Origin of the sequence: Heterorhizobium halophytocola (assembly GCF_017873095.1) — a bacterium.
Taxonomy (GTDB): Bacteria; Pseudomonadota; Alphaproteobacteria; order Rhizobiales; family Rhizobiaceae; genus Allorhizobium; species Allorhizobium halophytocola.
Map to the genome: position 1 here is coordinate 160344 of NZ_JAGGJU010000013.1, position 25087 is coordinate 185430.

Sequence of the window (25087 nt, forward strand, 5' to 3'; positions counted from 1 at the left end):
ACGATAGATAATATGCGGCCCATAGCCGTGCGACACGCGAACCGGCATTGACTCGCCTGAGTATGGCGACAATGCTCGGTCCGCAATTGGGGCGCAGAGAATCGCTTCGGCTGATAGAAGTCAGTCTACAGATCGATAATCAGCTTACCCCTGGCTTCTCCCGCCTCCAGTTTGCGATGGGCGTCTGCAGTCTGGTCGAGGCCGAAGCGCTGGGGGTCCAGGCGTGGCGTGAGTTTTCCAGCGTCAACCAGTTGTGCGATCCGTTCGAGGATCTGCCCCTGCAGCGGGCGCGCCATCCCAAACATGATCGGAACAAGGACCAGAACCATGTGAAGGTTGGCACCTTTGAGATAGAGCGGCGCGAGATTGTGACTTGCCGCGCCAACCACGGTCACGATGTCGCCCGCCGGCTTGATCATCTGGAAAGCCGCATCGAGCGTAGCCCCGCCGACTGTGTCCAGAATCACGTCGAAGCCACGACCGGCAGCATGGTTCTCGACAATTTCCTGCGGAGTGGTTCCGGCCAGATCGACACATACGCGGGCGCCAGCAGAAATCGCAGCTTCACTGCTCTCCTCTGACCGCGTGACAGCAACGACGTCAGCGCCAGCGGCGTTTGCGAGTTGCACTGCCAAATATCCAACGCCACCGGCGCCCCCGCTGATCAGCACGCGGCTACCTGGCGTGATCGTCACCTTCTCGAATAAGGCCTTCCAAGCCGTCGTTGCCGTGAGCGGCAATGCGGCCGCCGATCGGAAATCGATATTCGAAGGCATTTTGGCCATGAGGTCTGCATCAAACACTGCAAACTCTGCGAGCGCGCCAGGGACATCGCCTTCAGCGCTACGGAACCCACCTGCAAAACCAAACACGTCGTCCATCGGCGCAAAACGTGTGACACCCGGTCCAACGGCGTCGACTGTTCCCGCAAAATCCGATCCGAGCACGGCGGGAAAGGATGTCGGTGTCATCGGCAGCCTTGCCTTGCGCACTTTTGTGTCGATCGGATTGACGCTCGTTGCACGGATGCGCACAAGAACCTGTCCGGCACCCGGGATGGGTTTCGGCAAATCGACGAGGCGAAATACGTCTGCGCTTCCTTGCTCGGTTGCGACCACAGCTTTCATGAGTTTTACCCTTTTTCTTGTCGGTGACCCCATGATATTCATCTATCATAGAATAACAATGCGAAGGAAAAGCAGGAGACCTATTCTTGGCGGGACGTAATCGGCGTTTGCAGCACAAGACTGCGGGGATCGAGGAATTCCTGCGTGTCGCCGAAGCCTTGAGCTTCAGTCGGGCCGCGGAATCGCTCGGACAGGCTTCGTCTGCCACCTCCAAATCCGTTGCCAAGCTGGAAGCCCGGCTTGGGGTAAGGCTCTTTCATCGCACCACGCGCAGCGTGAAATTGACGGAGGAGGGGGCACTGCTTTATGCGCGAGCCAGCCGATGGGCCGAGGAGCTGGAGGAGATGCAGAGCGTGTTTCTGCAGGATCCGGAAGAACTGGGCGGCGTGATCCGTCTTGAAATGCCAGCATCCCTGGGGCGTGCTCTGGTCTTGCCGGTTCTAGGCCGATTCCTGTCGGCCCACCCAAAGCTTAAGATTGAGGTCCGTATGAATGACCATCATGTGAACCTTGTTGCGGAAGGGGTGGACCTCGCCTTGCGGGTCGGGCAACTTTCAAACGACGATCTTGTCGCTAAGCCGCTCGGAGTTCTTCGACAAGGCACCTATGCATGCCCAAACTGTCTTTCAACATTTGGCCGACCAGGGGTACCTAACGATCTGCTGTCGCATCGATTGATCAGCCTCGTGCCGCCGTCGGGCCGTCACAGACCCATGGTCTATTGTATAGAAGGAAACGACATTGCGATCGATACCCGCGGCGCTGTCGCGACCTTTACCAATGGTGAGGCCATGGTCGACGCCGCGATTGCTGGGATCGGTATTACGCAAGCGCCGGAGATATACGCTAGGCAGGCCGTGCGCAGCGGCGCGCTGATCCAAGTTTTGACCGGCCAGGATGCGCCCGGCAACCCGGTCCAGCTCGTCTATCCCTCCCGCCGCCGCTTACCGCGCCGTGTCCGGGCATTGAAGGATTTTATGGTCGATACCCTTCTTGGTGAAAGCGCTTTGTGTCAAGATAGGCATTGATCACAATGCCGGCGAGCAATCGGATTGTGGTCGAGCATCAGGTTGCCAAAGGTGCAGCAACGAAAGCAGACCCCTTCAGAAATTCCTGCAATTGCATCCATGCGGAATTGGCTCAGCACACAATGTCCATCAAGCATCGGAGAGTCTTTTCCCGTCGCAAGCGACGGCAGATCTCGCCTGCATGGGCCGCCTCTGGGCATCGGTCAATCAGGCGAGGTAAGCGGCATTGATTTCCAGTTGCGAGCCTAAAGTCTGCGGCGCGGCGCAGAGCGAGCACCGCAGCCTTGCGACTTCCTGCCAGTCGTTGAGGATGTCATTGCTCGAATGAATAGCAAAGTGGCTTTGCCGGTCGGCGGCGCGAAGGGTATTGGTCTGGCGATTGCAAAGCGCCTTTCAGCCGGAGGGGCGCATGTCTTCCTCACCAGTCGTGGAGGTGAAGATGCTGAAAAGGCGTCCAAGGGTATCGGCAATGGCGCCGTCGGTATTGTCGCGCTTGTGCTCAATGCGGGTATTTCCGAGTCTTCAGAGATCGCGGATATGACAGCTGAGTACTTCGACCGCCACTTTGACGTCAACGTCCGAGGGATGGTGTTTGGTCTCCAAGCAGCGCTCCCCGCAATGACAGAGGGCGGCTCGGTTGTCCTCGTTAGGTCCATTGCCGGAAGCACAGGCTATTCGGCTCATGCGACCTACTGTGCAGGCAAAACTGTACCTGATCTCAAGTCGGCCGGGTACAGCAACTGCCCTGCCACGGCTCAGAACTGCCAGTTAATCAGCGTTTCGCCGCCGGAGACCTCAAGCACGGTACCGGTGACGAAGGGATTGGTCATCAAAAACACGGCCGCGTGACCTACGTCGGACGGATATCCGATCCTACGTGCAGGAAAATTGGCGCGTACCTTCTCACGGACATCTGCCGCATCTGTGGGAGATAAAAAGTTCCACAGGTCGGTGTCGATGAATCCGGGTCGAATTGCATTCACCCTTATGGGTCCGAGTTCGAGTGCCAGCGAGCGTGCCAGTGCCTCCACGGCCGCAAAAGTCGAGGTGACAGCTGTCATGCCGATCTTGGAACGCGCGGCGATCCCTCCGGTCAGAAAGGTGATAGACCCACCGGAGGAAAGGTTTGGGGCTGCATAGCGCGCGCATGCCCAGGAGCCAAGAAACTTGCTATTTGCATAGCTGCGTACACCTCGCATGTCTTCGTCCATGAATGCACCCCAGCTGCCATCGGTCGGACCCGCGGCGACAAGCAAATGATCCAGACTGCCGATCTCGTTGAAGGCGGCGCGAACGGCTTCCTCATTACTGATATCGAGCACCATCTGCCCGAAAGGTGCTAGCTCCGGATGCTCTGTTGCAGGGGCCGAGCGCCGGCTGGCGACCGTTACCCTCGCTCCTGCCGCGTGAGCAGCCAAGGCCATGCCTAGCCCTATCCCTGTCTTTCCGCCGACAACGACTACGCGTTGTCCGGTGAGATCATAGGAAGGTGAATGTGGACGCTTCAGTTCTTCGTTCTGTGATTTTGTCATGGTCAATTTCCTAACAGCGTGGTCGTGAACGGATCAGGCGATCTGCCTGAGCACGCCGCCGTCAACGCGCATCGCGGCCCCGGTCGTGCCGGAGGCCTGCTGCGAGCACAGGTAAATCACCATGTTGGCCACTTCTTCCGGCGTTGTGAACCGTTGCAGCAGCGAGGTTGGCCGCATGGTCTTTACGAAGTTCAGCTCTGCCTGCTCTTGCGTAATGCCTTCGGCGGCGGCTGTTGCTTTCATCCAGGTCGACATGATTTCTGAACTCGTAGGGCCAGGAAGCACCGAGTTGACCGTTACGCCGGTCCCGGCAACTGTTTCGGCTAGCCCTCGCGAAATCGCCAGCTGCGCTGTCTTTGTCATACCGTAGTCGATCATGTCTTTCGGGATTGCGAGTGCGGGTTCGCTGCTAATGAATACGACCCGCCCCCAGCCGCGCTCCGTCATCTCAGGCAGATAATAACGCGCTGAACGGACACCGCTCATGACGTTAAGCTGAAACAGATTCAGCCAGTCTTCGTCGGCGAGATCGTAAAACGGCTTGGGGTTGGCTGTGCCAGCATTGTTGACCAGGATATCCGCCCTAGGGGCTCGGGACGCAAGAACTGCGCTGCCTTCCTTCGTTGCCACATCCGCAACAATGCCGTTGATCTCGACGTTCGGGAAGAGTGCCTGGACCTCAGCCACCGCTGTGGTGACCCGGCTTTCGCTACGGCCGTTGATAACGACTGAGGCACCCGCGCGTGCCAAACCCTCTACGATTGCCCGACCAATGCCGGCGGTCGATCCGGTAACAACCGCTTTGCGGCCCGCAAGTGAAATGTTCATGATCGGTCTTTCTGATTGCGACGATCATTTTCCATAGCGCATGACGGAAAGAGCGATAATAAATGATATCAGCATGGTATTCATACCCAGGCGGAATAAATGACTACCACCCCGTGAAAGCATTCATCGGGGTCAACCAGGATTCGATCAGTTAGAACTGCCCTTCTAGCGCCATGGCCAAAAAGTCCGTCACGCGGCGGACCCGGGCGGAAACCAACCGACGTTTGGGCCAGACGAAGCTGATGTCTCTTGTGGCCTGGACATAGTCGTCCAGGATTGTCACCACGTCAGGATGCGAAAGCTCTTGGACAAGCGACGCTTTTGTGAACATGCCAATTCCGACGCCGGCAAGCACACCCGCACGGATCGTCTCCATGCTGTTGGAGGAGAGGTTACCGCGCACAGCAACGCTGAAATGACCTTGTGGGCCGACGAATGGCCAATTCGCCACCTCCTCGAAGCCGCCGTAAACGAGGCAATTGTGACGTGTGAGCTCGGCGGGCTCTGAGGGGACCCCATGCTTTTCGAAGTATTGACGTGCGCCGACACATACGAGGGAGCTTCTTGCCACGCGCTTGACGATGGCATCAGGCTCCCCGACAGCTCCCACTCTTATTACCAGATCGACCCGATCCTCGACCATGTCCCGACGGAGATCTGATAAAATCAGATCCACTCGGAGCTTCGGATATTCGGCTAGCATATTAGGAATGACGGGCAGGATATGAAGACGACCGAACGTTGTAGGTACCGCGATGCGGATCGATCCCGACATGTCTGCGCGGCTGCCCATCGCTTCTCGATTGGCGTCGTCAATCTCCTCGATCAGAGGTCTCATGCGATCATAATATCTGCGGCCCTGGTCCGTCATGGTGACGTTTCGGGTGCTGCGATTGAAAAGCGCGACGCCGAGCCGCTCTTCAAGCGTACCGATCGCCTTGCTCACCGCCGGCTGTGATGTGCCGGTTCTCCGGGCGGCGGCCGTAAAACCGCCCGTTTCAACGACAGCAAGAAACACCTCAAGCTCGGAAAGCCGATCCATGTTAGTCCTTCACGATATCGGGGCTCGGTGGACCTCCTACTACGCCAGCACCTCGTTTTAAACACATGTCAGTCTTCGGTGTTAGCGCGTCGTCGCCTTAACCCGCTTGCTGAGCTTGATATACAGCTCCACCGCGCAAATTCGGTCTGCATGGGAGCACAGGAACTCCTTCTTGGCGATACAAGTCTTCGTCCGCCCCCCAACCGTTACATTTCAAGGAGCAGCGTGTTCCCACGAAATGCCAAACGGGTGGCGCGGCGAGCGATGAGTCTGTCGAAATAGACCAGATTGGCTGGATCCGGTCGCAATGCTCCTGAGCCATCGAAATGTTGGTATCATTGGGCAGGTTGATCGAATACGCGGGCGTAGAGCGCCTCGATCTGTTCAACCTCCGTATCGTTGAGTGCAGCAAACTCCCGTGCGCGCGCGCTGCGACAGTCGACCCCTATTTTGCTCGAGAAACCTGTGCAGCAATTCGGCTTGGGCCATAGGCATGTCGACGACCTCCTGAACACCAGCCGCGAAAAGATCAAAGGCTTGGAGGAACCAGACTTCCTGCGGCAGATCATGATCCACGGTCTGTTCTACGCAGTCGTATAGGAAGGCGGCATGCTCAGTCAAAGCTCGCCCGGCCCGTTGCGCAGGACAAAACGAGCGCACAGAGCAATTGGACGCCGCGGACCTGAACGATCCCTTCTTCAAGCCCACCAGTGACCTGTGAGAACCAGGTTGCCGCAATGGCTTCTGTCCCCTACCAGTCCGCAGAAGTGTGCGACAGTGCGACACCCAGTATTCAAGGTTGGCACCGGACGCCGCCTTCGTGCGGGCCATCTACTCATCCGCGGATTGGCTGATCATTGACGAGGTGAAGACGTTATGCGCGATCAGTTTCTTATCCGCAGCGTTACGCAGGGTGGTAAGCTGACGGCGGTCTTTGCCTGGACGATGATCACGGGCCATTGCGAGATCCGGGCGGTGAATCCATCGGCGGCATTTTCATAGCCGAGAAAGGAGATGGCCACCCGAGGCGACAGCACCGGTCGGTCCCGCAACTGCATGCGTGTTCATAAGTCTCGGCAGCGTAACGGTGCGGTTATCCTAAGGCTGGCGAACCTCGGCTCACTCTGCAGAAGCCATGGGAAGTCGTGATGAGACATTTACCGCGAAAAAATTGACGAGCGGGGTAGCTGCCCTCAGTGGCATCTCAAAGGACAACTGCAGCTTCAAAAATGGAAATGGCCGCGCAGCCACGGGGGGATGGCTGCGCAGACCACTAACTTGGCGTCGATATGTCAACGTCAAACAGCAAAATAACACCGTCTTATGCGCGTGTAACCTAGCAGACCTTAGGGTCTCTGGAGAAAAGCGAACGGCTTCTCCGCGCCACGTTTCCAGCGGGCTTTTCGTTGCGCATTGCCGATGGTAGGCTCCGGCGCAATACTAAAGTGAGAGGTGCGCGCGGCCATTTCGGTCACTTACCGTGCGCTTGGGGGTAGTTTATTGATCGAAAAGCATGTTGCTGAGATTGCCCATCTTACACCGGAGGATCTGAAGATCCTGCAAGCTGTATTCGATAAGATTTGCCAACGGCGCGGAATTTCGAAAAATGGCTTTGTAGCAAAACGTGAGGCCCGTATTCTAATCGAGATTTACAGAGCCGGCATAAGATCCGAAGTCCAGCTGATCGAGATGCTTGGATAGATCGGTAGGATGGTAGGCAGCGGCGAGGACGCCGTCTTGCAAACGATGCGATGCGGCAAACGCCATACAGCTCTCCGAGTGCGAAGCATTAAGAAGCTTTAAAAAGAAGGCCAAATAAGGGTTGCGGTGAAGACTATTAGCCTCTCTCGAATTGCGAAAAGCTTTCACGTATACGAGCCTGCAGCCCCATGTGGCTTTCGATATCACCGCCGTGACCGGTGTGAAAATCATCCATGCGATTGCCTTTGGCGATTGCGATCCTGATTTCCTCTCCGCGTGATATTCGCTGTCTCTTACCTGTCGAAACAATCGAAGCATTGCTGAAGGCTCGCGATCGTGATGAGCTCTTCTCAAATTATTGCAGTCTTACGCTACCCTCATGTCAAGGGACTCGGACGCGGCCTGACCATGGCTTGCTCTTTCCCGTGCAGGCCTCTCAGGCGATCGGCCAGCTCGCCCGAAATACCATTCCGTTGTCGCGCTCGAGATGCAGTTCGCCACCAAGCTGGGCGATGAAGCCCGCAATCAGCTTGCTTCCCATGCCCTGCGGCGCCTGCAGCGGATCATAGCCCGGCCCATTATCTCGGATCAACAGATTGCCTTTCAGGCCCTCTTGCGACAGACGCACCTTGAGCTTGCCATTGTCGGCTCCGTTGAATGCATATTTGAAGGCGTTGGACACAACTTCATTGATCAGCATGCCGAGGGGAAGGGCATGGTCCCTGGCGACGGCGACGGCGTCCAGCTCAAGATCCAGTGCGACATTCTTATCGAATGACGATGCGATATCCGTGACGAGCTTGTTGACGTAGGGCGCAATCTCGATGGTCTCGAACTGATCGGTCTGATAGATCTGCTCGTGGATCGACACCATCGCGGCAATCCGGCGACTTACATCCGATTTCGCCTCCGGCGATAGCGGCTGCAGGCGAACTAGCGCCTGAACCGTCTGCAGGTTGTTTTTGACCCGATGATGGATTTCTCGGAACAGGAACGTGTTCCGTTCCAACGCCCGTTCAAGTTCATTGTTGCGGATCGCAAACCCGTGCAAAAGGCGGACGATCCAAGCGGTCGCCAGACTGAGCACGCAGGCAAATGGGATGACGATAAGCAGTTGCGACTTCAGGTTCTGCCAGAACTGGTCGAGCACCTCGGCACGATCTATCGCGGCCAGGGCGACCACCGGCCAGCCATCGATTTTCTGAAACGCGACGATGCGCGATATGCCGTCGATCGGCGACACCGGGCTATGATAGATCCCGCTTTGATGATCCTTCAGCATTGCAAACCATGCGGTCTGGCCAAGATCCACTTCCGCGTCGGGCTCCGGATGCCGTGCTATCAGCCATCCGTCGTCTCGGATGATGGACACGGTCGAGTTGGCCCCGAGCCCCATGGTCCGCCAAAATCGATCGACGAAGGCATTTGAGATGGTGATCGCCGCCACGCCCTGGAATTGTCCGTCACGCATGACGCGCCGTGCAATGGTGAACGCCGAGGCGTTTATCTGATTGTCCCTGGTCAGCCGACCGATCGCCAGATCCTGACCGCCCGCCAGTTTGGCGAAATAACCGCGTGTCTCGATGTTGATGGAGCGGGCGTCGCCCACGCTGGAAAAACGCAGATGCCCGGCGGCGTCGAAAACGGCGTAGTTGAAACCGATAGGAAGGTCGCCGACCGCTTTTTCGAGGTCGAGGATTTTGCCGGCCGTGCGGATGCCGTTAAGGCTCAAGGCGGCATCGATCCGCTGCAGCGCCTGATTGCTGGCCTCCATCATCCACTGGGCATTGGCAGCCACTGTCTGGGCCGATGCGGCCGCGCGGACTTCCCCGTTTCTCAGCGCCGTTCGATAGCTCTGCATCAGCAACATGCCGCCGAAGACCAGCATCAAGCCTATAAAGGCAAGGCTTAGCCAGATCGGCAGTGCCGACAGTCCCCTTGCGTCATTCGCTCTGCCCTGTCTCTTCAGGATAGCCATCGCATCTTCTTGCCCCTTCACACTCACCTTGACTGGATGAACCCGCAATGATGCAGGTACCGAAAGGCGATGCCATGGCTTCTCCTGCCACAGCCGCTCGATGACGGCAATGTTACGGCGTTCCTCCAGCGGTTTTTGGGGACCGCAGTGGGAGGGTGTCCAGAATCTCTGCACCAAACGTCCCACTGCGCACATCGCGGTGTGGCTACAGCCGATGCGCGGGAATTTCAATGCGCTGCCAAGAGCCCCGGGCGGGGATCACGGCCAGGCCTATGCGTTGATATATCCAGAGAGCTTTGAAGCAAGTCCGCGGAAGAATGCCATGAGGAACGACGCAACAAGCTAATCTAATTCCCCTAGATCATTGGTTTGCCGCCGGTTACGGCGATCGTTGCGCCGGAGACATAGCTTGAGAGGGGATCGGCCAACATGACATAGGCAGTTGCCAGTTCCGCCGGCTGGCCCGGCCTCTTCATTGGTACCTGCAGGCCAAACGTCTCGACCGCCTCGGCGGGGAGGGTGGCTGGGATCAGCGGCGTCCAGATTGGACCGGGCGCGACAGCATTTGCGCGGATCTGCTTTTCTGCCAGAAGCTGTGCAAGTCCTGCCGTGAAATTTTGGATAGCGCCCTTCGTCGTGGCATAGGCTAGGAGCGTGGGATTGGGATTGTCGGAATTGATCGAGGCGGTATTGATGATGCAACCGCCGGGCTTCATGTGGGAGACCGCGGCCTTGGTGAGATAGAACATCGCATGGATATTCACCTTGAATGTGAGCTCCCATTCTTCGTCGGTAATGTCTTCCAGTTCTTTGAAACTCATCTGGTGCGCCGCGTTGTTGACTAGAATATCGATACCACCAAAGCGCTCGACAGCGGTGTCTATGATCCGGCGGCAATGGCCGGGGTCCTGGATATCGCCCTTGATTAAGATCGCCTTACGGCCGGCCTTTTCCACCAGGTCGCGCGTCACTTCGGCATCGTCATCCTCCCCAAGATAGGATATCAGAACATCGGCCCCTTCGCGTGCGTAGGCAATTGCGACGGCGCGGCCTATGCCGCTGTCCCCGCCAGTTATGACGGCACGTTTTTCTGCAAGTCTGCCAGAGCCCTTGTAGGACAGCTCTCCGTGGTCTGGCCGCGGGTTCATTTGCTCCGTACGGCCGGGCAGTTCTTGGGTGGGTGTATCAAAGGGAGGGACGGGATATTGCGACATTGTGCTCTCCTCTGGGCAGCAGTTTGAAAGATGTCGGGCACGCATGCGTTGCGCCGGGAGACCCGTCACGGCAAACGCTGTTGTCATTTGCGTTGCCACGACAGCTCTTTTGACAAGGCTACGACATCTGCAACCCACCCGCGCCGTCTTTGGTTCCCTTGGCGCCCCCGACTGTACCGAACCGCGGCAGGGTGTGATCCCATGACGTATTTCCGCCGGAAGGTTGCCGTCGGCGAGCTCGCCAATCCCTGACGAAAAATCCACTAAAGCGCTCGGGCCTTCCTGCCAGAGCTGAGCGCCTTTACGGTCGCGCTTGACTGCATTCTTGTAACGTCAAAGCAACGAAAGTTTAAGGCTGCTCCTATACGTTTGGGACGTAACGGAGTGCTCTTGATGTCGACACAATGCAAAGGCTGCCTTGATGGAGCTGGGTTCCAGCGACCCTTCTCTATGGCCTTCCAGCCAATTGTCGACATCACAACTGGTGCGGTCTTCGCGCACGAAGCTTTGGTCCGTGGACCGAAAGGGGAAGGGGCCGGATCTGTCCTTGGCCAAGTCGAGGAGCACAACCGATACGCCTTCGATCAACAGTGTCGGGTGACCGCGATCGAATTGGCCTCCACACTTTTCGATCCGGCTGACAATGTGAAGCTGTCGATCAATTTCATGCCGAACGCCGTATACGAGCCGCGGGCATGCATTCGGCTCACCCTGGCAACCGCCATGAAGACTGGTTTCCCGCTCGACCGGATCATTTTTGAGTTCACCGAAAACGAAAAGCTCGACACGGAGCACATCCTCAATATTCTGCGCACCTACCGAGATATGGGGTTCAAAACGGCGATTGACGATTTCGGCGCTGGCCACTCGGGCTTAGGCTTGCTGACACATTTTCAGCCGGATATCGTCAAACTGGACATGGATATCATTCGAGGCATCGATGAAGATCCTGTGAGACGAAAAATCGTCAAGCATACGCTCCATATGCTCGAAGACCTGGCGATCCTACCGATTTGCGAGGGAGTGGAGACCGCTGGCGAGCTGATAGTTCTGAAAGATTTGGGCGTCTCTCTTATCCAAGGTTACATTCTGGCCAAACCGAGTTTTGAATCGCTTGCCGTGCCCGTGGCGGGGAATAAGGCTCTTACCATAGCGGCGTAAGCAACTGACGCTGCCCTGACGCCAGGACTGGCGCCTGGATTGAAGGAAGGTTCTGAACGGGGCCGCTCCGGCGCCGCGTACCACCTACGGATGACGGTGCGGAAGATGCGTCACCCTTCGTATCCCCCATCATTTCAGTGTGTCACACCCCTGTCCCGGAGACCTGCTCTTAATGCGCTCACATGCGCAGGTGCTTGCTCCACAGAACTGTTCCACATCAATTTCGCTTTGGTTCTGTTTTTGGCGTGCCACGCAATGTACGCGCCATTGGAACATCCTCGGTATGGGCTCGACTGAGCCGGGATCGACAACAACCTGATAGGTGTAGCTTGCCACACAGCTTCAATGCTTCCAGGTGACGTCGCCCCCGTGAAATGAAGGCACTGATTTATTGAGTTCAGTATGCCAGCCTCAAACAGCCTTGGTAGCAGCCTAGTTCAGATCAGGACGACGCATTGCTGGCCGGGTGAATCCTGGGTCTTCAAAACGGGCGGCTCAATCATGTGCGTCGGGTCTATGTTCACTGAACTCTTTGGGGAATGTACAACAAAACATGAGGTTAGTATTTGCTTGGTGACAACGCGCCAGTCATTCAACGTGACGGTTCAGACTGCTCCAGGTAGATCGTGACATAAAGGTCGGATACCAGCTGAAGGCCAAGTGCCGTGAGTGGCGTCGCTAGGGCAAGCCCGCCAAGACCAAATAGCGAGCCGAAGATTAATTGTGATGAGATGACCAGCAGTGGCGGCAGTGCTACCTTCTGTTGTTGGATGATCGGGGTTATGACATAGCTTTCCAGGGTCTGGACAGCGAGGTAAACCCCCAGCACAAGCAGCACAGTGTGGGTGCCTTGCGGCAGTGCAAGCAGAAGCCCCGGTGCGGCGGCGATCACTGGACCTAAATTTGGAATGAAAGCCAGCAGGCCGGCGAGCAACCCTAGCACCAGCGCTAGAGGGATGCCAACAAACCAGAGCCCGATAAAGGTGAGAACCCCAACGACACACATCGCAATCAGTTTGGCCATCAGCCACTGGTGCAATGTAGCAACCGAACGGTCGAGCACCACATCGGCCCTCGAACGGAGGCTAGGGGCGAAAAGCGCTAGCAAGCCGCGGCGGTAGGTGCCGGGGTCCAAGGCACCGTAAATGGCGATAAATAGGAGAATAATCGTGTTGCCGATGTAGCCGAAGGCAGAGGTGACGGCGGTGGTGGCTTTCCCGCGCCAGGCCGCGGACCAGAAATCGATCTTGTCGATATGGGCCAATATACCCTTCGCCCAACTGTAATTTTGCATGCGTGACCGAAGGGTCTCCAAAGAACCTGGAATTTGGCGCGAGAACTCGTCGATTTGGCCGGAGATTGACGGTGCGAGCGCCAGACAAAATAGCGCGAGAATGGCACTGCCGAAAATGAGAACCAGGGACACGCCCCATATCGGCTTGATTTTGATGAAGCGACCTAGTGCTGTCCCACAGGAACGCACCAGAATGGCGATCAGTATCCCGCCGAAGATTATCAGCGTCGTACCAGGCAGGAAAAGGAGAAAAAGCGCGAAGGTAACCAGCACAGCAGCGACTGATACACGCCGACGAACGGGCTCGCTGGTTAGCTCTAACATTTGGACCTCAAGTCTAATTTGCTCTCATCGCATGTGTCGAATTCCGCGTTTCTGATGCAGAAACTATCGTCCGCTTACGGGATCGGCCGCAAGACGAAGCCTCTTGTCCGCTGTTTCGACGACGAACATCACCCGATTGTCGTGGGCAAGCGCAGTGGGTCGTTGAGCAGTTGCGTCAAGGTGGCCTTGGCTATCCGTTGCCAGTTTCTCAAGCGGCTCTACAACGCCATCGGAGAGCCAGCCGAAAATGACGTCCGTATTGCCTGGCAATCCCGATGCTGACACCTCAAGCTTTTCCTCATCCTGAACAACGACCTCGAGTCTGGGGCCGGTCGTTGGGCCTGATGCGACGCCTGGTAAGCCAAGCCTCTCGCCGAATGATAGCACCTCCTGGTTGAGATCGGGTTGATCCTTAAGATAATCCGACACCGATCGACCTGCGGCAGTTGCAGCCTCAGTTACCTGCCGTCCTGCATCCACGACGGCGCCCCGCGCTCTTTCGAGCCAGTCTTTCCCAAGCCTGTCTTGTGGTACGGCGATCACCTCACGTTCTTCTAGCCGATCGGGGGAGGAGGCATCATTAGCCCGCAGCAGAGCATCCACAGATATGCCGCACCGATCAGCAAGCTGCTCTATATTCTCCCCCCCATTTAAACGCTCTACTGCTTTGCAACCCTGTTGTGTTGCTGTGGCGGGGATAACGCCGAGCATAATAAAACCGAGGGCTGGCCAGACTGTTGTTGTAAGCGCCAATCTCATGTGCATCTCCTTCTGCTCTGTTGTAGTCCAACCTCTCGGAGAATAGATCGTTCCATCATTTGCTGCAGCCGCAGGGAAATGCAGGGTTTAGGAGAGGAGGGCTTCGACCCACTCTTCCAACACTGGGATTATTGCCTGTCTGGATGCGTTCGAGCGCATCGTACATGACGACCAGTCGCGGTTGCCGGCACTGATCAAGGCTGGCCTGCCGCATATGCAGTTCGCAACGATCCATCCATTGCCAGATGGGAACGGTCGTATCGGCCAGCCTGCTGGAAGCCCTACATTTTTGCATGAACGGCGTTTCGCGAAAGCCGCCTCCATAGCTCAGTCGCTATTGTCGCGAAGATCGAAACTGGGAAGCTTGGCTGGGGTATTCCTGGCCGGCGTCGCCGACATTGCCAATCAGGCATTTGAAGCTGCAACCCAGATCGTCGATCTCTTCGAAGACCGCGAGTGGATTGTGGGGGTCCACGTCAAATGTCAATGACCCTATGGGCGTATAAGGATATGCGGCACTTCGGAGAGCTTGCAGATGGTCAGATGTAAGTGTCCGTTCGCCCCTCGACCCTGGCGGAGACGGTTCGCATAGTGTCGCGTATACGTTCGCACAGAAGTCTGACGCGTAGAGTTTGCCGGGTGTCGACGTGGGTTAGAAGCCACACATCGCCGGTATGGATGACCGGACTACCTGGGACACGAGAAAGCAGAGGGTCTGCGTCGCCGACAAAGCAGGGCAGTAACGTGATGCCCATACCTGCGCGCGTGGCGTGCAATCTTGACCGCATCTCTGAAAAGCGGACAGGGATGGCGGCTAATTCGATACCTTCTCCAGGTGTCCAGTCCCTTGGAATGTCCTCGCCCGGCCCGAGCAACCATGCCAAGGCGGGCAAAACGCCGCCCGCCCCAGCACGACGTACATAAAACGCTGTGTTGAACGCGCAAAGCCTGCTTCCATAAAGGTTGTCGGGCGGTGACCCGTTTCCCAGCACCACGCGCAAAGCCACATCCGCCTCGCGGTTGCTTAGATTCGCAACCGTTCCGGTCCCGATGATTTCGAGCGCGATGTCGGGGTAGGAGGATCTGAAGCCGGTAAGCGTCTCCATCAGGATATCGGTCGCAAAAGAGATGGGGAGGGTGAGGCGCAGCGGGCCAGATATGCTCTGGTCGCGAGCGAAGATACGTCCCTCGATCTTGGTGGATGCTTCCGACATCTGCGCCGCAAGATCCACGATGTCGGCACCCGCTGACGTCAGCCTGTATCCGGAAGGAAGCTTTTCGAAAAGTTTTGTCTTGAGCCTCTGCTCCAGACGCGCAATGCCGCGAAGGACCGTTGCGTGGTTAAGGTCCAGCGCGTCAGCCGCCGCACGCACCGTTCCCCCTTTGGCCACAGCTTGGAACATGCGTAACTCATCCCAATGATCCATGGTGCGTTTCTTCACAACCCTTGTGTCTGATCTCAGAGTTTATTCGCCGATGCCAACCGTTGTACAGCCTGTGAGCACAGATGACATGTGAATTCGCACCGGTCGCAGGTATCCCACGTCATCGAACTTTGCTCAACACAAGGGTCTACGATGCAGATGTTCTCCCAAATGCAGGCAACCGTGCTTGCGCTTTTTCTCAGTACGGCAGGTGTCTCGGCGCAATCGCTTTCTGACATCAAGCCTTCCTCGGAGCCTCTTGTACTTCAGAGTCAAGGCAGCTTTTTCGTCGGTGGCAGAACCGTCAAGACCGAGAGTGCCGGCTGGGACGACCTCAAGGATATATTCGGTGAGAGTTTCGAATCCGGTGATGTCGTCGTCGATCAGATGTATGTCCAGTTCCAAACCCCGCTGAAGCCGACGCATCTGCCGATCGTATTCATGCATGGTGGGCTACTCTCTTCAAAGCAATGGGAGACCACGCCGGACGGCCGCATGGGCTGGTTCGAATATTTCACGCGGCAGGGATTTCCCACTTATCTTGCCGAACAGACAGGGCGGGCGCGCTCGGGCTTCAATGGTACGATCTTCAACCAGGTGAAAAACAAAAGTCTGCCGCCTGAGGCGCAGCCGAAGGTCTTTCTTGGCACTTCGAGAATGGCCTGGAAGGTTTTCAGGTTCGGTCCTGAGCTTGGCAAGGCCTGGCCGGACGTCCAGTTCCCAATCGAGGCAACTGATGAATTCGCCAAGCAGGTCATTCCTGACATGATCGAGACCCAGGTGCCGAGCCTGTTGGGCGAGTTGATCCAGCCTGAAACAAAGAACCCGACCGTCGCCAACGTTGCCGATCTGGCCGCAGACCTTGGAGGAGCAATCCTCGTCGGCCACTCTCAGTCGGCGGGATTCCCGACCCAAGCCGTCCTGAAGGGCAAAGGCGGGATCAAGGGACTGATCCAACTGGAGACCGGCTGCTTCTCCAACTTAACGGACGAGCAGGTCACCGCGCTTGCCGAGGTTCCGATTTTGGTGATGGTGGGCGATTATCTTGGCAGTGATCCATCTGCAGCCTGTGACAAAGAAATGGAGCAGATCAAAGCCGCTGGTGGTGACATCACTTTCATTTCGCTCCCCGCCGTGGGCGTCAAGGGCAGCACGCATATGTTCATGCAGGGCAAAGAGAACATAAAGGTCGCGGATCTTCTCATCGAGTGGGTTGACAAGCATGTCGAGCGATAGAGACGCGACGTAGATCCTGATGTTGCCGTCGACTGCGCGAGGCGTTCGAATCTTGTGTACTTGCGGCTGCAAGTAACTCGGGAACCTCTCGGCCAAATGGTCCTCATTCTCAAGGAACGCTTTCGGATCCTGGCGCATGGCAGCCGGACGCGCTTCGCGCTTCTGTTCTCCATGCGTCAGAAGCAATATCCTGTCGACATGAGTTCTGGCTCCCTGGCGCCCTCATAAGCACGGATCGGTATCACCAGAGGAACACGGCAGCGCGGATATGCCTACGAGGTAACATGCGACGTCTAACTGCAAGTGGACATTCGGAGAAACGGACTGAGACGGACGTCTTGGTGCGTTTTCTCACACAGAGTGCATACCACGAAGCAGTTTGAAGTTTGAAAGAGTAACTAGACGACACTCACGGTGCAATTTTGCACCGTTATCACCGAACATGGATAGACAGACCGATGGGAAAACTTGAAGCAAAAATAGCTGTGGTGACGGGCGGCTCCAGTGGCATAGGGTTCTCGATCGCCGAACGTTTCATCCATGAAGGGGCGACAGTTTTTATTACGGGCCGCCGTTGGCCGGAGCTAGAAGCTGCAGCCACAAGGCTGGGCGCAAAGGCAATAGCGGTCCAAAGCGATGTCGCCGACCTTGCAAGCCTCGAGCGCCTCTTCGCGAGGGTACGGGAAGCGGAAGGGCGGCTCGACGTTCTGGTCGCCAATGCCGGCGTGATCACGTCCAGTCCGGTACGGGACGCGTCGGAAGAGCATTTTGACAGCATGTTCGACATCAACGTCAAAGGCGCATACTTTACACTCCAGAAAGCGTTGCCCCTTATGGGCGACGGCGGATCCATCATTCTGCTCTCCTCCTGCCTCGCGGCCAAGGGCTTGCCGGGTCACAGCGTCTATAACGCATCAAAAGCGGCTGTCCGATCGATTGTCCGGACAGCCGCTGCTGAATTGCTTAGATCGGGAATTCGAGTGAACACGCTAAGCCCCGGACCGGTCGACACGCCCATCATTGAAGGGCAAGTTGGTTCGCCAGAGGAGGCGGCGAAGTTTCGCCAACAGGCTGCCAGTCACGTCCCTCTCGGCCGCATCGGACGTCCAGAGGAACTCGCGGCTGCCGCGCTCTTCCTGGCATCGGACGAAAGCAGCTTTTCGACAGGCACGGATCTCGTTGTCGACGGCGGCATGACACAGCTCTGATGGTCTTAGAGTCAAGTTCCAGATGAGCGGCATTCTTAACGAAGGCAGCAGGGACGTTGCTGGTTGGATGGTTTGAGCCAGCAACTCCACGGGCGTCCTCGCGAGAGGGAAAATCTCGCGAGGGGAGCCTAACTCAATTTGACCTAAGCTTGTCCAGGACTGGCAACAGTTCAGAGGGATCTGGGCGGCGGGTGTAGTCGGGAGTGATCTCCGCATAGACGATAACACCATCGCGGCCGATCACGTATCTGGCTGGCATCGGTAGACGCCAGTCCTGACCGGCGTTGAATTGTGAAAGGTTGCTGCCGAAGCTTTTGTAGACTTCGATAAGGTCGTCCGGCAGCGAGAACCGAATGCCGAAAGTCGCCGCGACCTCACTGTCGTGATCGCTGAGGATCGGAAAGTTGAGTTTGTTGTCGCGCTGGGACCTGCGGCTATTGGCGAGGGTCTGCGGAGAGATGGCCAGCAATTGGGCTCCCCGGGCTTCGATCTCGCTGCGCTCGGCCTCAAGGGCTGCAAGGTCCAGATTGCAAAATGGGCACCAGACTCCGCGGTAGAAGGTCACTACCAGCGGGCCACGAACCAGGAGGTCGCGCAAGATGTATACGTTACCCTCAGGATCCGGAAGGCTGAAGTCCGGCGCCTTGTCGCCGGCTTTCAATGCACGGCTTGCCTGTCCACTATCTGTAAGCATCTTGGTGGCTCGATGCATAGTTTCAATTTGCTCGGCTGTCGGGACAAGAGGAAGACGACCGTTCTCAAAGTCGTCGCGCAGCTTGTCGAGTTTGTCCTGCAATTTCATGGCTCTTCCTTTCAAAGCGGAACCTCCGCAACGGCAGGAAGGCTACGTCGACAACACCAGGCCGGGTATTGCGAGACTTTGGACAACTGTTATTCGGGCAGCAAATGAGTGATCGCTGGCAGCAACTCACTGTCTTCGTCAGGGTAGCGGAGAGCGGCAGCTTTTCGCAGACTGCAAGGGACTTGCGTTTATCTCAGCCCTCGGTTTCGCGGATCGTCACGGAGCTTGAGGAGCGCGTTGGTGTCAAACTTCTGATCCGAACGACACGCCACCTAACCTTGACGGAGGCAGGCGCGACGTTTCTCGCCAAGGCGCGTGACGTCATTACGACGATAGAGGAAGCCGAATATGCAGCGCGCAAAACCGACTCGCTCGATGGCGTTGTTCGGCTCGCATTGCCCACTGCTTACGGCTCACGGGCCATAATGCCGTTACTGCCGAGTTTCATGGAGGCCTACCCAAACCTTCAGGTCGAGATCCTGATGGCGGATGAACGGCAAAACCTGGTCGTAGACGGCGACGATATTGCGATCCGCACCGGCGCACTACCGGATTCGACATTCGGCGCCAGACGAATTGCCTCTCTCGAGCGAATGGTCGTAGCATCTCCCGCCTACTTCGCTAAGAAGGGCACACCTGTCACCCCTGGTGCGCTCTCCGCTCATGACTGCATTCTCGGCTATGGTGCATTCGGTCGGGGAGCCTGGCGTTTCAAGCGGGGCAACACTCTGATTTCGGTCGATATTCGCAGCAGGCTCACGATCAACTCAGCCCCAGGTATCCTGGCGGCAAGCCTTCAGGGGTTGGGGTTGGCCATTGTTTCAGACGTCATGTCGGCAGACGAACGAGCCGACAACAGACTCGTCCGGGTGCTGGAAGGATATACGCTGGAGCCTGCAGCGGTGTACGCGGTCTACACCTCCGGCCCAAAACCATCGCGAAAGGTCAAGGCACTGATCGACCATTTGATCCGTGGCCTTCGACCAGCCGGGTGACCGCACATGCTGCCATTCAAGAGCAATTACGGGCTACTTTCCGTCATGTGGCCGCTAAGGCAAAGCCTGAAAATGGCTGATGCAGTCCGAGAATTTTAGCACGATATGCACTCAGCTTGTTCGCGTACCCACTCGATGGGACACGATCCCGATAACAATGGTGGTTTCTTGTTCCAAAATTCAAGCCACTGTGCGTGAGCGCCTGCATAGAGAATTTCATTCAACCAAGGCACATGAGGAGCACGGCGATGTCCTGAGGATCGGCGTGTCGGCGGCGAGCGATACGATAGACGGCAGAGGGCGGCAAATTGCGGATGGTTGCGCCAACCAGTGTGGCTTCCAGCTTTAGACCTTGCAAGATCCGGGGGCTCACCGGGCATCTCGGTCCGTAGGTAAACTGATAAAAGGCGGCGTCGTTTCGACAAAGATCAAAGGCATTCGCGAGTATGGCTTCCACCTTCCCAGGCGCCATGGAAAGAAGGGGCAGGCCACTGATGACGGCACTGAAGCGTCTATTCTGTAGCACGCGGTTTTCCGCAATATGGACCGCATCCATCTGCAGGACACACGACTGTGGAAACCGCCGGCGGAGCAAAGCTGCGAATTCTTCGCCATATTCGATCAAGGTCAGGTCGCGTTCATTCACGCCGCGGGCGATCATGGCCTTGGTGAATACACCCGTTCCCGCGCCAAGTTCGAGGAGCGGCCCGTCCGTAGTGGATATTTCCCGGGTCATGAGCCTGCTGAGAGAAGCGCTCGACGGGGCGATTGCCGCAACCCTTATGGGGTTTGCAACCCAAGCGCCGAAAAAGCGGACGTAGTCTTGAGCGGCAGAGAAACCATACATCGGAGCCACCTTGTGCGGGAGCTAGGAAACAAAACATCCGGTGACGCGAACTCCCCGGACCGACCGGCGACTTCGGTTGAAGGCCAGATGTGAGCCTAAGACGTTCAAGCGAGGCGTTCTTTGCGGGTTTTGCTTTTTTGTTGGCCGGATTTGCTCTGGTAACCCTAGAGATTTCATTTGCAACGCTGAGGCAGATCGAAGGCCATGGTCTTTCCTGGCCGCGTGAAGCCCTCTGATTTTAGCGGGCTTTGGGCCCATTCGTCAGGGCCAGAAGGCCGTTACGGACAGGCGGCCAGATGACAACGAAGCACAGCAGAGCAGAAAAAAGCCCGACCAGTGCCATGGCCGACTGGAGTGCAGTTTCTGCACCACTCAAAGCACTGGCCACCACGGGAACCAATGTCGGTCCAAGACTGATGCCCACCAGCCCGATTGCTGTCAGCGACAGTGCGATTGTCGTTGCGCGCATCTCGCTTGGGACGTGCTCCTGCATCACAACATGGCCGATGACGTATCCGGCAATCGAGCCGAAAGCCCAGATGCCGAGTGCCATTGCCGCCTGTGCGCCGCTTTCCGCAAAATAGAGAACGATGGCGCCTACCACCGCCAGCGAATAACAACCCATCAGCAACACGATACGCGCCTGCGTGCCCCAACGGCGCGCAAACCGATCCGACAGAGCACCTCCGATGAGGGAGGCGATCGCGCCGCTTCCGGAAACTGCGAGAGCGACCAGACCGCCTACTTCCAGCGCACTCAAGTCGTAGACGCGTTGCAACAGCGTTGGCATCCACGCAAAGATGCCGTTATCCCCGATCGCGAGAACGCCCTTGACAAGGCAGACCCGCAAGACAGTGCCGTTGTCGGCTATGAGTATGCGGAAAACCTTGGATATAGGCAGAAGCCCGGAGCTGTTCCTGCGCGCTGGTTCTCCGATGAGCAACAAAAGAGGAAGCAGAACAAGTCCTGGGAGGCCGACCACGATGAACAGTTGCCGCCAGGCCGCGAGTGCGCCGGCGAAGGGCACGGCAGCGAACTGACCATCGTCGATCCAGCCCAACAGGATGCCGCCGATGAGGATGGCTCCTCCTGCACCAAACGTCGCTCCAAGCGAAAATACGCCAAGCGCGATGCCACGGCGACGCGGAGAGAAAAGATCGATAATTAGCGAAGACGCCGCAGGCACGAGTGCAGCCTCACCCAGCCCCACGGCAATACGGGCCGCGAAGAAACTGGAGAAATCCAGGGCGAGCCCGCAACAGATCGTCGCGATCGACCAGAGCAGAAGGCCTGCGGCGATGAGGTTTCTTCGGCTGACCGCATCAGCCAGGCGACCACACGGAAGACCGGCGAGAGCGAAAATAAGCGCAAATCCGGCACCTTGCAGAAAGCTGACTTCGAGATCGGTCAGCGCCAGCTCTGCCTTTATCGGGTCGACAACCAGATTGATGATGAGCCGGTCGGTGTAGGATAGAAGCAACGCCAGGCAAAGCACGACGACCGCATACCATCCCGAGCAAGGTCTCGACGGGAAGGAGCGATCAGGCATCGTGGTCTTTCGAAAGCTCCTGGCGCCGTCGGTTGGCCGGAGAGATTGAGCGGCTCTCAATCAATTGAAGGGCATTACGAAGATCGCCGGTGGAAAATCCTTCGCGGAACCGCGCATATACCGCGGCCAGTTCATCCTCGGCATTCGGGTCTCCGCCGCGTTGGCGCATCAGCTTCACCAGGCTCATTGTTGAACGCAGTTCCCATGAAATCGCGCCATCCGAGCGCGCGATCCCTATAGCCTGGCGATAGCAGTCTTCTGCCCGGTCGAACTTCTTTGGCTCCTGAAACCGGATGACATTGCCTTTGATCCGCAAGATTTCTGGGATGCCAACCACTTGTCCACGGCTCTTTGAGATCTCCATCGCCTCGTCAATAGCCGCAAGTCCGGCCGCAACATTTCCCTGGCGTGCCAAGGCTTCGCCGTAGTTGGTCAGGTAGTTCGGATATCGCATGCGAAACCCGCCGTCGCGCACCTTTGTCAGCATGTCCCGATAGCCGAGCAAATCCAGAGGTCTTCCGGTATAGAGGTGCAATCGACCACCCGCGCCGACACCCATGTTTTTCCAGATATCGAGACCATGTTTCGTGGCGTGTTCGAGACCTCGTTCCAGATGGCGCCAAGCGGCATCATAGTCTCGGATATACATCGCAGTGATGAGTGCGCCGTGCAGAAGCGCATAGCATAGCGAAACAGCATAGTTCGACCCTTCGGCTTCCCGAAGTTGCCTTTCTGAGACTTCGATCGCCTGGTCCGGAAAGCCTTGCAGCCAGAGCACGATGGCAAGAGAGCCTTCCGCCGTCAGCCTCTGGTCGAATTCATATCGGGCGATGTCCGGACGGAGATCAAAGGTGGGCGGCCTTTGAACAATTCTCTCCAGTTTCTCTCTGGACGCCGCCAGCGCGCCAAGCCAGGAAAGCGCGGAGCCTGCCTGAGCGTCTCCTCCGCCGGCGCTGTGCAAGTCGCCGTGTGATTCAAGTTCGCGAATCCTGTCTGCGAGCGCGAGCGCGGTCTGGGAGTCCCCGGTCCACAATTCATACTCCGAGAGCCCCCGCAGGCAGGACAGCTGCAAATCCGCATCGGCAATCTGTTCGGCCAGTTCGAGTGCCTTGGTGAGGGCGGCCTTGACTTCGAGGAGCGGACCACGCGTATGCAGCAGTGTTGCTCCGAAGGTCAGGTTCAGCAACAGATCGTCCCGCGCTGTCCGATAGGGGCGAAACCGATCGTCAAGCGCGCGCTCGGCGGCCATGCGGCATTCGTCGATCAGAGATACCTGCTGGCCGAAGGGGAGCGCCGCAATGGTCAGTCGGACACCCAGAGCAGGATCGAACGTCGAGGTAAAAGCCCACCGCATTGCATTGCGGATGTCGTCCGTCTTGGGGGCATGTCGGTGTAGCCATTCGCTTCTTGGCAGCCGTTCGATATCGCTGCCCGCTTGCGACAACAGGTCGATGCAGTGCTCGGCGTGGCGATGTCTCGCAGTGTCAAACTCGTCACTGGCAGCAAGCTTCTTCAATGCGTAAGCGCGCGTCGTATCCAGCATGCGATAGCGGAGTTCATTGCCGTGAGCCTCGGCAGAGACAATCGACTTTGCCACAAGGCGGGCAAGATCCATCACTACGCGTGAATGATCCAGATAGGTGTCAGCGGCGACGGCGCAGGCGGATTCGAGAGAAAAGACACCCGCGAACGTGGCCAGTCGCCGCATCACCGCGCGTTCTGTTTCTGAAAGAAGCGCGTAACTCCAGTCGATCGTCGCGGTGAGGGTGCGATGGCGCTCAATCACACCGCGATGCCCCTCAAGCAGTCGGAAATGGCCATCGAGTTGGTTCAGCAGTGCTTGAATAGAAAAGGCTTCGACCTGCGTCGCGGCAAGTTCGATCGCCAAGGCAATTCCGTCAAGCCTGCGGCAAATTTCTGCCACCAGACCAACCTCGGGGTCCTTGAGTTCGAATGCATCGTATCTGTCCGTGGCACGGTCCACGAACAGTTGAATTGCCGGAAACGCGAGAACTTCCTGCGCGCTCAGAAGAGATGTTGCCTCAGGCACGGCAAGGCCGCGCAATCTGCGGACCCTTTCTCCTCGGGTTTGCAGGGGCTCCCGGCTAGTTGCCAATATCGTGATGCCTGCCGCTTCAGGCAACAGGCGTTCGACAGTAGATGCAACGCCCGAGATAACATGCTCGCAGTTGTCGAGAACGAGCAGCATCTCACGCATGCTCAGGAACTCACCCAATGCAGCAAGCGTGTTTGCGGAGTGCGCCGCAAGCCCGATGCCCGTGGTTATCGCGCTGGGCACGAGGTTCGGATCTTTCAGCGTGGAAAGGTCGATCAGCCAGACCCCGTCGGAAAAGGAACCCACCAGTCGTTCGGCGATAGCAAGAGCCACCGTCGTCTTGCCGATGCCACCAGTCCCGACAATCGACAGCAACCGGCAATCTCGCAAGTCGTTGATGATCGCTCTGATATCCTCCTCTCGGCCAAGTATTCGTGCGAGCGCCGTCGTAGGTAAATTGTGGTTGCGGACCGCACGTATGCGTGGGTCGGCGCAAGGATCTAGCACCTCTTCATATCGGACTGGCGCTATAAAACGATAGCCGCGGCCCACGACCGTCGCAATGCTCTGTGGCGCCCCCGGTTCATCCTCCAGAACACGCCGCAAGGCGACCATATTGACCTTAAGGTTGCTTTCCTCAACTAGCGTATTCGGCCAGACACGTTCCAGCAATTCGCGTTTGGCGATCAGGTCTCCCGGCCGCTCGATCAGGGCAGTCAGGATATCGAGCGCGCGTCCACCGATCCGGACCGGTTCATCGTCCCGAAGCAGGAGTTGTTGCTCGGGTATCAGTTTGAAGCGCCCGAACTGGAATGACCGTGGGGCCGATGAGCCCTTGCCGTTCGTCATGCACTGCCCTTGAGCTCGTCTTCGCCGCCAATGCCGATCTCACCAATCGGTAAATAATAGCATGAAAGTAAAAATCGAAAACAGGACAACCTTCACGGTCATTGGCGATTGCCGACTGCCGGCTTAACCACTT

General features: G+C 57.3%; 19 protein-coding genes and 1 pseudogene. 7 read left to right on the forward strand and 13 right to left on the reverse strand.

The window, feature by feature from the left end; genetic code table 11:
- Positions 1-125: 125 nt before the first annotated feature.
- On the reverse strand, positions 126-1127 hold the full coding sequence (locus tag J2Z17_RS21475) for a zinc-dependent alcohol dehydrogenase family protein (RefSeq protein WP_209948097.1): 1002 nt from the start codon (positions 1125-1127) through the stop codon (positions 126-128).
- Between the two features lie 86 nt (positions 1128-1213).
- Here J2Z17_RS21475 and J2Z17_RS21480 point away from each other — a divergent pair, with 86 nt between their 5' ends.
- Entirely contained in the window at positions 1214-2155 is a 942-nt protein-coding gene (locus J2Z17_RS21480; protein WP_209948099.1) for a LysR family transcriptional regulator, read from the forward strand.
- Between the two features lie 324 nt (positions 2156-2479).
- A complete protein-coding gene (locus tag J2Z17_RS21485) occupies positions 2480-3004 on the forward strand; it encodes an SDR family NAD(P)-dependent oxidoreductase (RefSeq protein ID WP_245224260.1) in 525 nt (174 codons plus the stop codon).
- Here J2Z17_RS21485 and J2Z17_RS21490 read toward each other — a convergent pair.
- From J2Z17_RS21490 to J2Z17_RS21510, 5 genes are all read right to left on the reverse strand, one after another.
- On the reverse strand, positions 2911-3687 hold the full coding sequence (locus tag J2Z17_RS21490; RefSeq protein WP_209948102.1) for an SDR family oxidoreductase: 777 nt from the start codon (positions 3685-3687) through the stop codon (positions 2911-2913). The genes J2Z17_RS21485 and J2Z17_RS21490 overlap by 94 nt on opposite strands.
- A 33-nt stretch (positions 3688-3720) precedes the next feature.
- Positions 3721-4515, reverse strand: coding sequence for an SDR family NAD(P)-dependent oxidoreductase (locus J2Z17_RS21495; RefSeq protein WP_209948104.1), 795 nt, complete (start codon positions 4513-4515; stop codon positions 3721-3723).
- A gap of 151 nt (positions 4516-4666) precedes the next feature.
- Positions 4667-5557, reverse strand: coding sequence for a LysR family transcriptional regulator (locus J2Z17_RS21500; protein WP_209948106.1), 891 nt, complete (start codon positions 5555-5557; stop codon positions 4667-4669).
- A 2137-nt stretch (positions 5558-7694) separates the two neighbouring features.
- Complete coding sequence (locus J2Z17_RS21505; RefSeq protein ID WP_209948108.1) at positions 7695-9410, reverse strand: sensor histidine kinase; 1716 nt, start codon at positions 9408-9410, stop codon at positions 7695-7697.
- A gap of 182 nt (positions 9411-9592) precedes the next feature.
- Entirely contained in the window at positions 9593-10450 is an 858-nt protein-coding gene (locus J2Z17_RS21510) for an SDR family oxidoreductase (protein WP_209948111.1), read from the reverse strand.
- Between the two features lie 393 nt (positions 10451-10843).
- Here J2Z17_RS21510 and J2Z17_RS21515 point away from each other — a divergent pair, with 393 nt between their 5' ends.
- Entirely contained in the window at positions 10844-11611 is a 768-nt protein-coding gene (locus J2Z17_RS21515; protein ID WP_209948113.1) for an EAL domain-containing protein, read from the forward strand.
- Positions 11612-12203: 592 nt separating this feature from the next.
- Here the strand turns inward: J2Z17_RS21515 and J2Z17_RS21520 are convergent.
- Together J2Z17_RS21520 and J2Z17_RS21525 are read right to left on the reverse strand one after the other, a co-directional pair.
- Complete coding sequence (locus tag J2Z17_RS21520; RefSeq protein WP_209948115.1) at positions 12204-13229, reverse strand: AI-2E family transporter; 1026 nt, start codon at positions 13227-13229, stop codon at positions 12204-12206.
- 63 nt (positions 13230-13292) lie between these two features.
- On the reverse strand, positions 13293-13988 hold the full coding sequence (locus J2Z17_RS21525; protein ID WP_209948117.1) for a LysM peptidoglycan-binding domain-containing protein: 696 nt from the start codon (positions 13986-13988) through the stop codon (positions 13293-13295).
- A 121-nt stretch (positions 13989-14109) separates the two neighbouring features.
- On the opposite strand from J2Z17_RS21525, the pseudogene J2Z17_RS21530 reads away from it, so the two are divergent.
- Positions 14110-14451: pseudogene (locus J2Z17_RS21530) on the forward strand (Fic family protein); the annotation flags it as partial.
- A gap of 76 nt (positions 14452-14527) precedes the next feature.
- Here the strand turns inward: J2Z17_RS21530 and J2Z17_RS21535 are convergent.
- Positions 14528-15415 carry a LysR family transcriptional regulator gene (locus J2Z17_RS21535; protein WP_209948119.1) on the reverse strand — a complete coding sequence of 296 codons (888 nt, stop codon included), beginning with the start codon at positions 15413-15415 and terminating at the stop codon, positions 14528-14530.
- Between the two features lie 150 nt (positions 15416-15565).
- Here J2Z17_RS21535 and J2Z17_RS21540 point away from each other — a divergent pair, with 150 nt between their 5' ends.
- Positions 15566-16648 carry an alpha/beta hydrolase family protein gene (locus tag J2Z17_RS21540; RefSeq protein WP_209948120.1) on the forward strand — a complete coding sequence of 361 codons (1083 nt, stop codon included), beginning with the start codon at positions 15566-15568 and terminating at the stop codon, positions 16646-16648.
- Positions 16649-17106: 458 nt separating this feature from the next.
- Positions 17107-17856, forward strand: a complete 750-nt coding sequence (locus tag J2Z17_RS21545; protein ID WP_209948122.1) for an SDR family NAD(P)-dependent oxidoreductase — start codon at positions 17107-17109, stop codon at positions 17854-17856.
- A gap of 133 nt (positions 17857-17989) precedes the next feature.
- Here J2Z17_RS21545 and J2Z17_RS21550 read toward each other — a convergent pair whose 3' ends face one another.
- A complete protein-coding gene (locus J2Z17_RS21550) occupies positions 17990-18658 on the reverse strand; it encodes a peroxiredoxin-like family protein (protein WP_209948124.1) in 669 nt (222 codons plus the stop codon).
- A gap of 104 nt (positions 18659-18762) precedes the next feature.
- Between J2Z17_RS21550 and J2Z17_RS21555 the strand changes: the two genes are divergently transcribed.
- Positions 18763-19653: a LysR family transcriptional regulator gene (locus J2Z17_RS21555; protein WP_209948126.1), complete on the forward strand. Its 891-nt coding sequence runs from the start codon at positions 18763-18765 to the stop codon at positions 19651-19653.
- 220 nt (positions 19654-19873) lie between these two features.
- Here the strand turns inward: J2Z17_RS21555 and J2Z17_RS21560 are convergent, their stop codons facing one another.
- From J2Z17_RS21560 to J2Z17_RS21570, 3 genes are all read right to left on the reverse strand, one after another.
- Entirely contained in the window at positions 19874-20500 is a 627-nt protein-coding gene (locus J2Z17_RS21560; protein ID WP_209948128.1) for a class I SAM-dependent methyltransferase, read from the reverse strand.
- Between the two features lie 238 nt (positions 20501-20738).
- Positions 20739-22049 carry an MFS transporter gene (locus tag J2Z17_RS21565; protein ID WP_209948130.1) on the reverse strand — a complete coding sequence of 437 codons (1311 nt, stop codon included), beginning with the start codon at positions 22047-22049 and terminating at the stop codon, positions 20739-20741.
- Entirely contained in the window at positions 22042-24954 is a 2913-nt protein-coding gene (locus J2Z17_RS21570) for an ATP-binding protein (RefSeq protein ID WP_209948132.1), read from the reverse strand. Before J2Z17_RS21570 ends, J2Z17_RS21565 begins: the two co-directional genes overlap by 8 nt.
- Positions 24955-25087 lie beyond the last annotated feature (133 nt).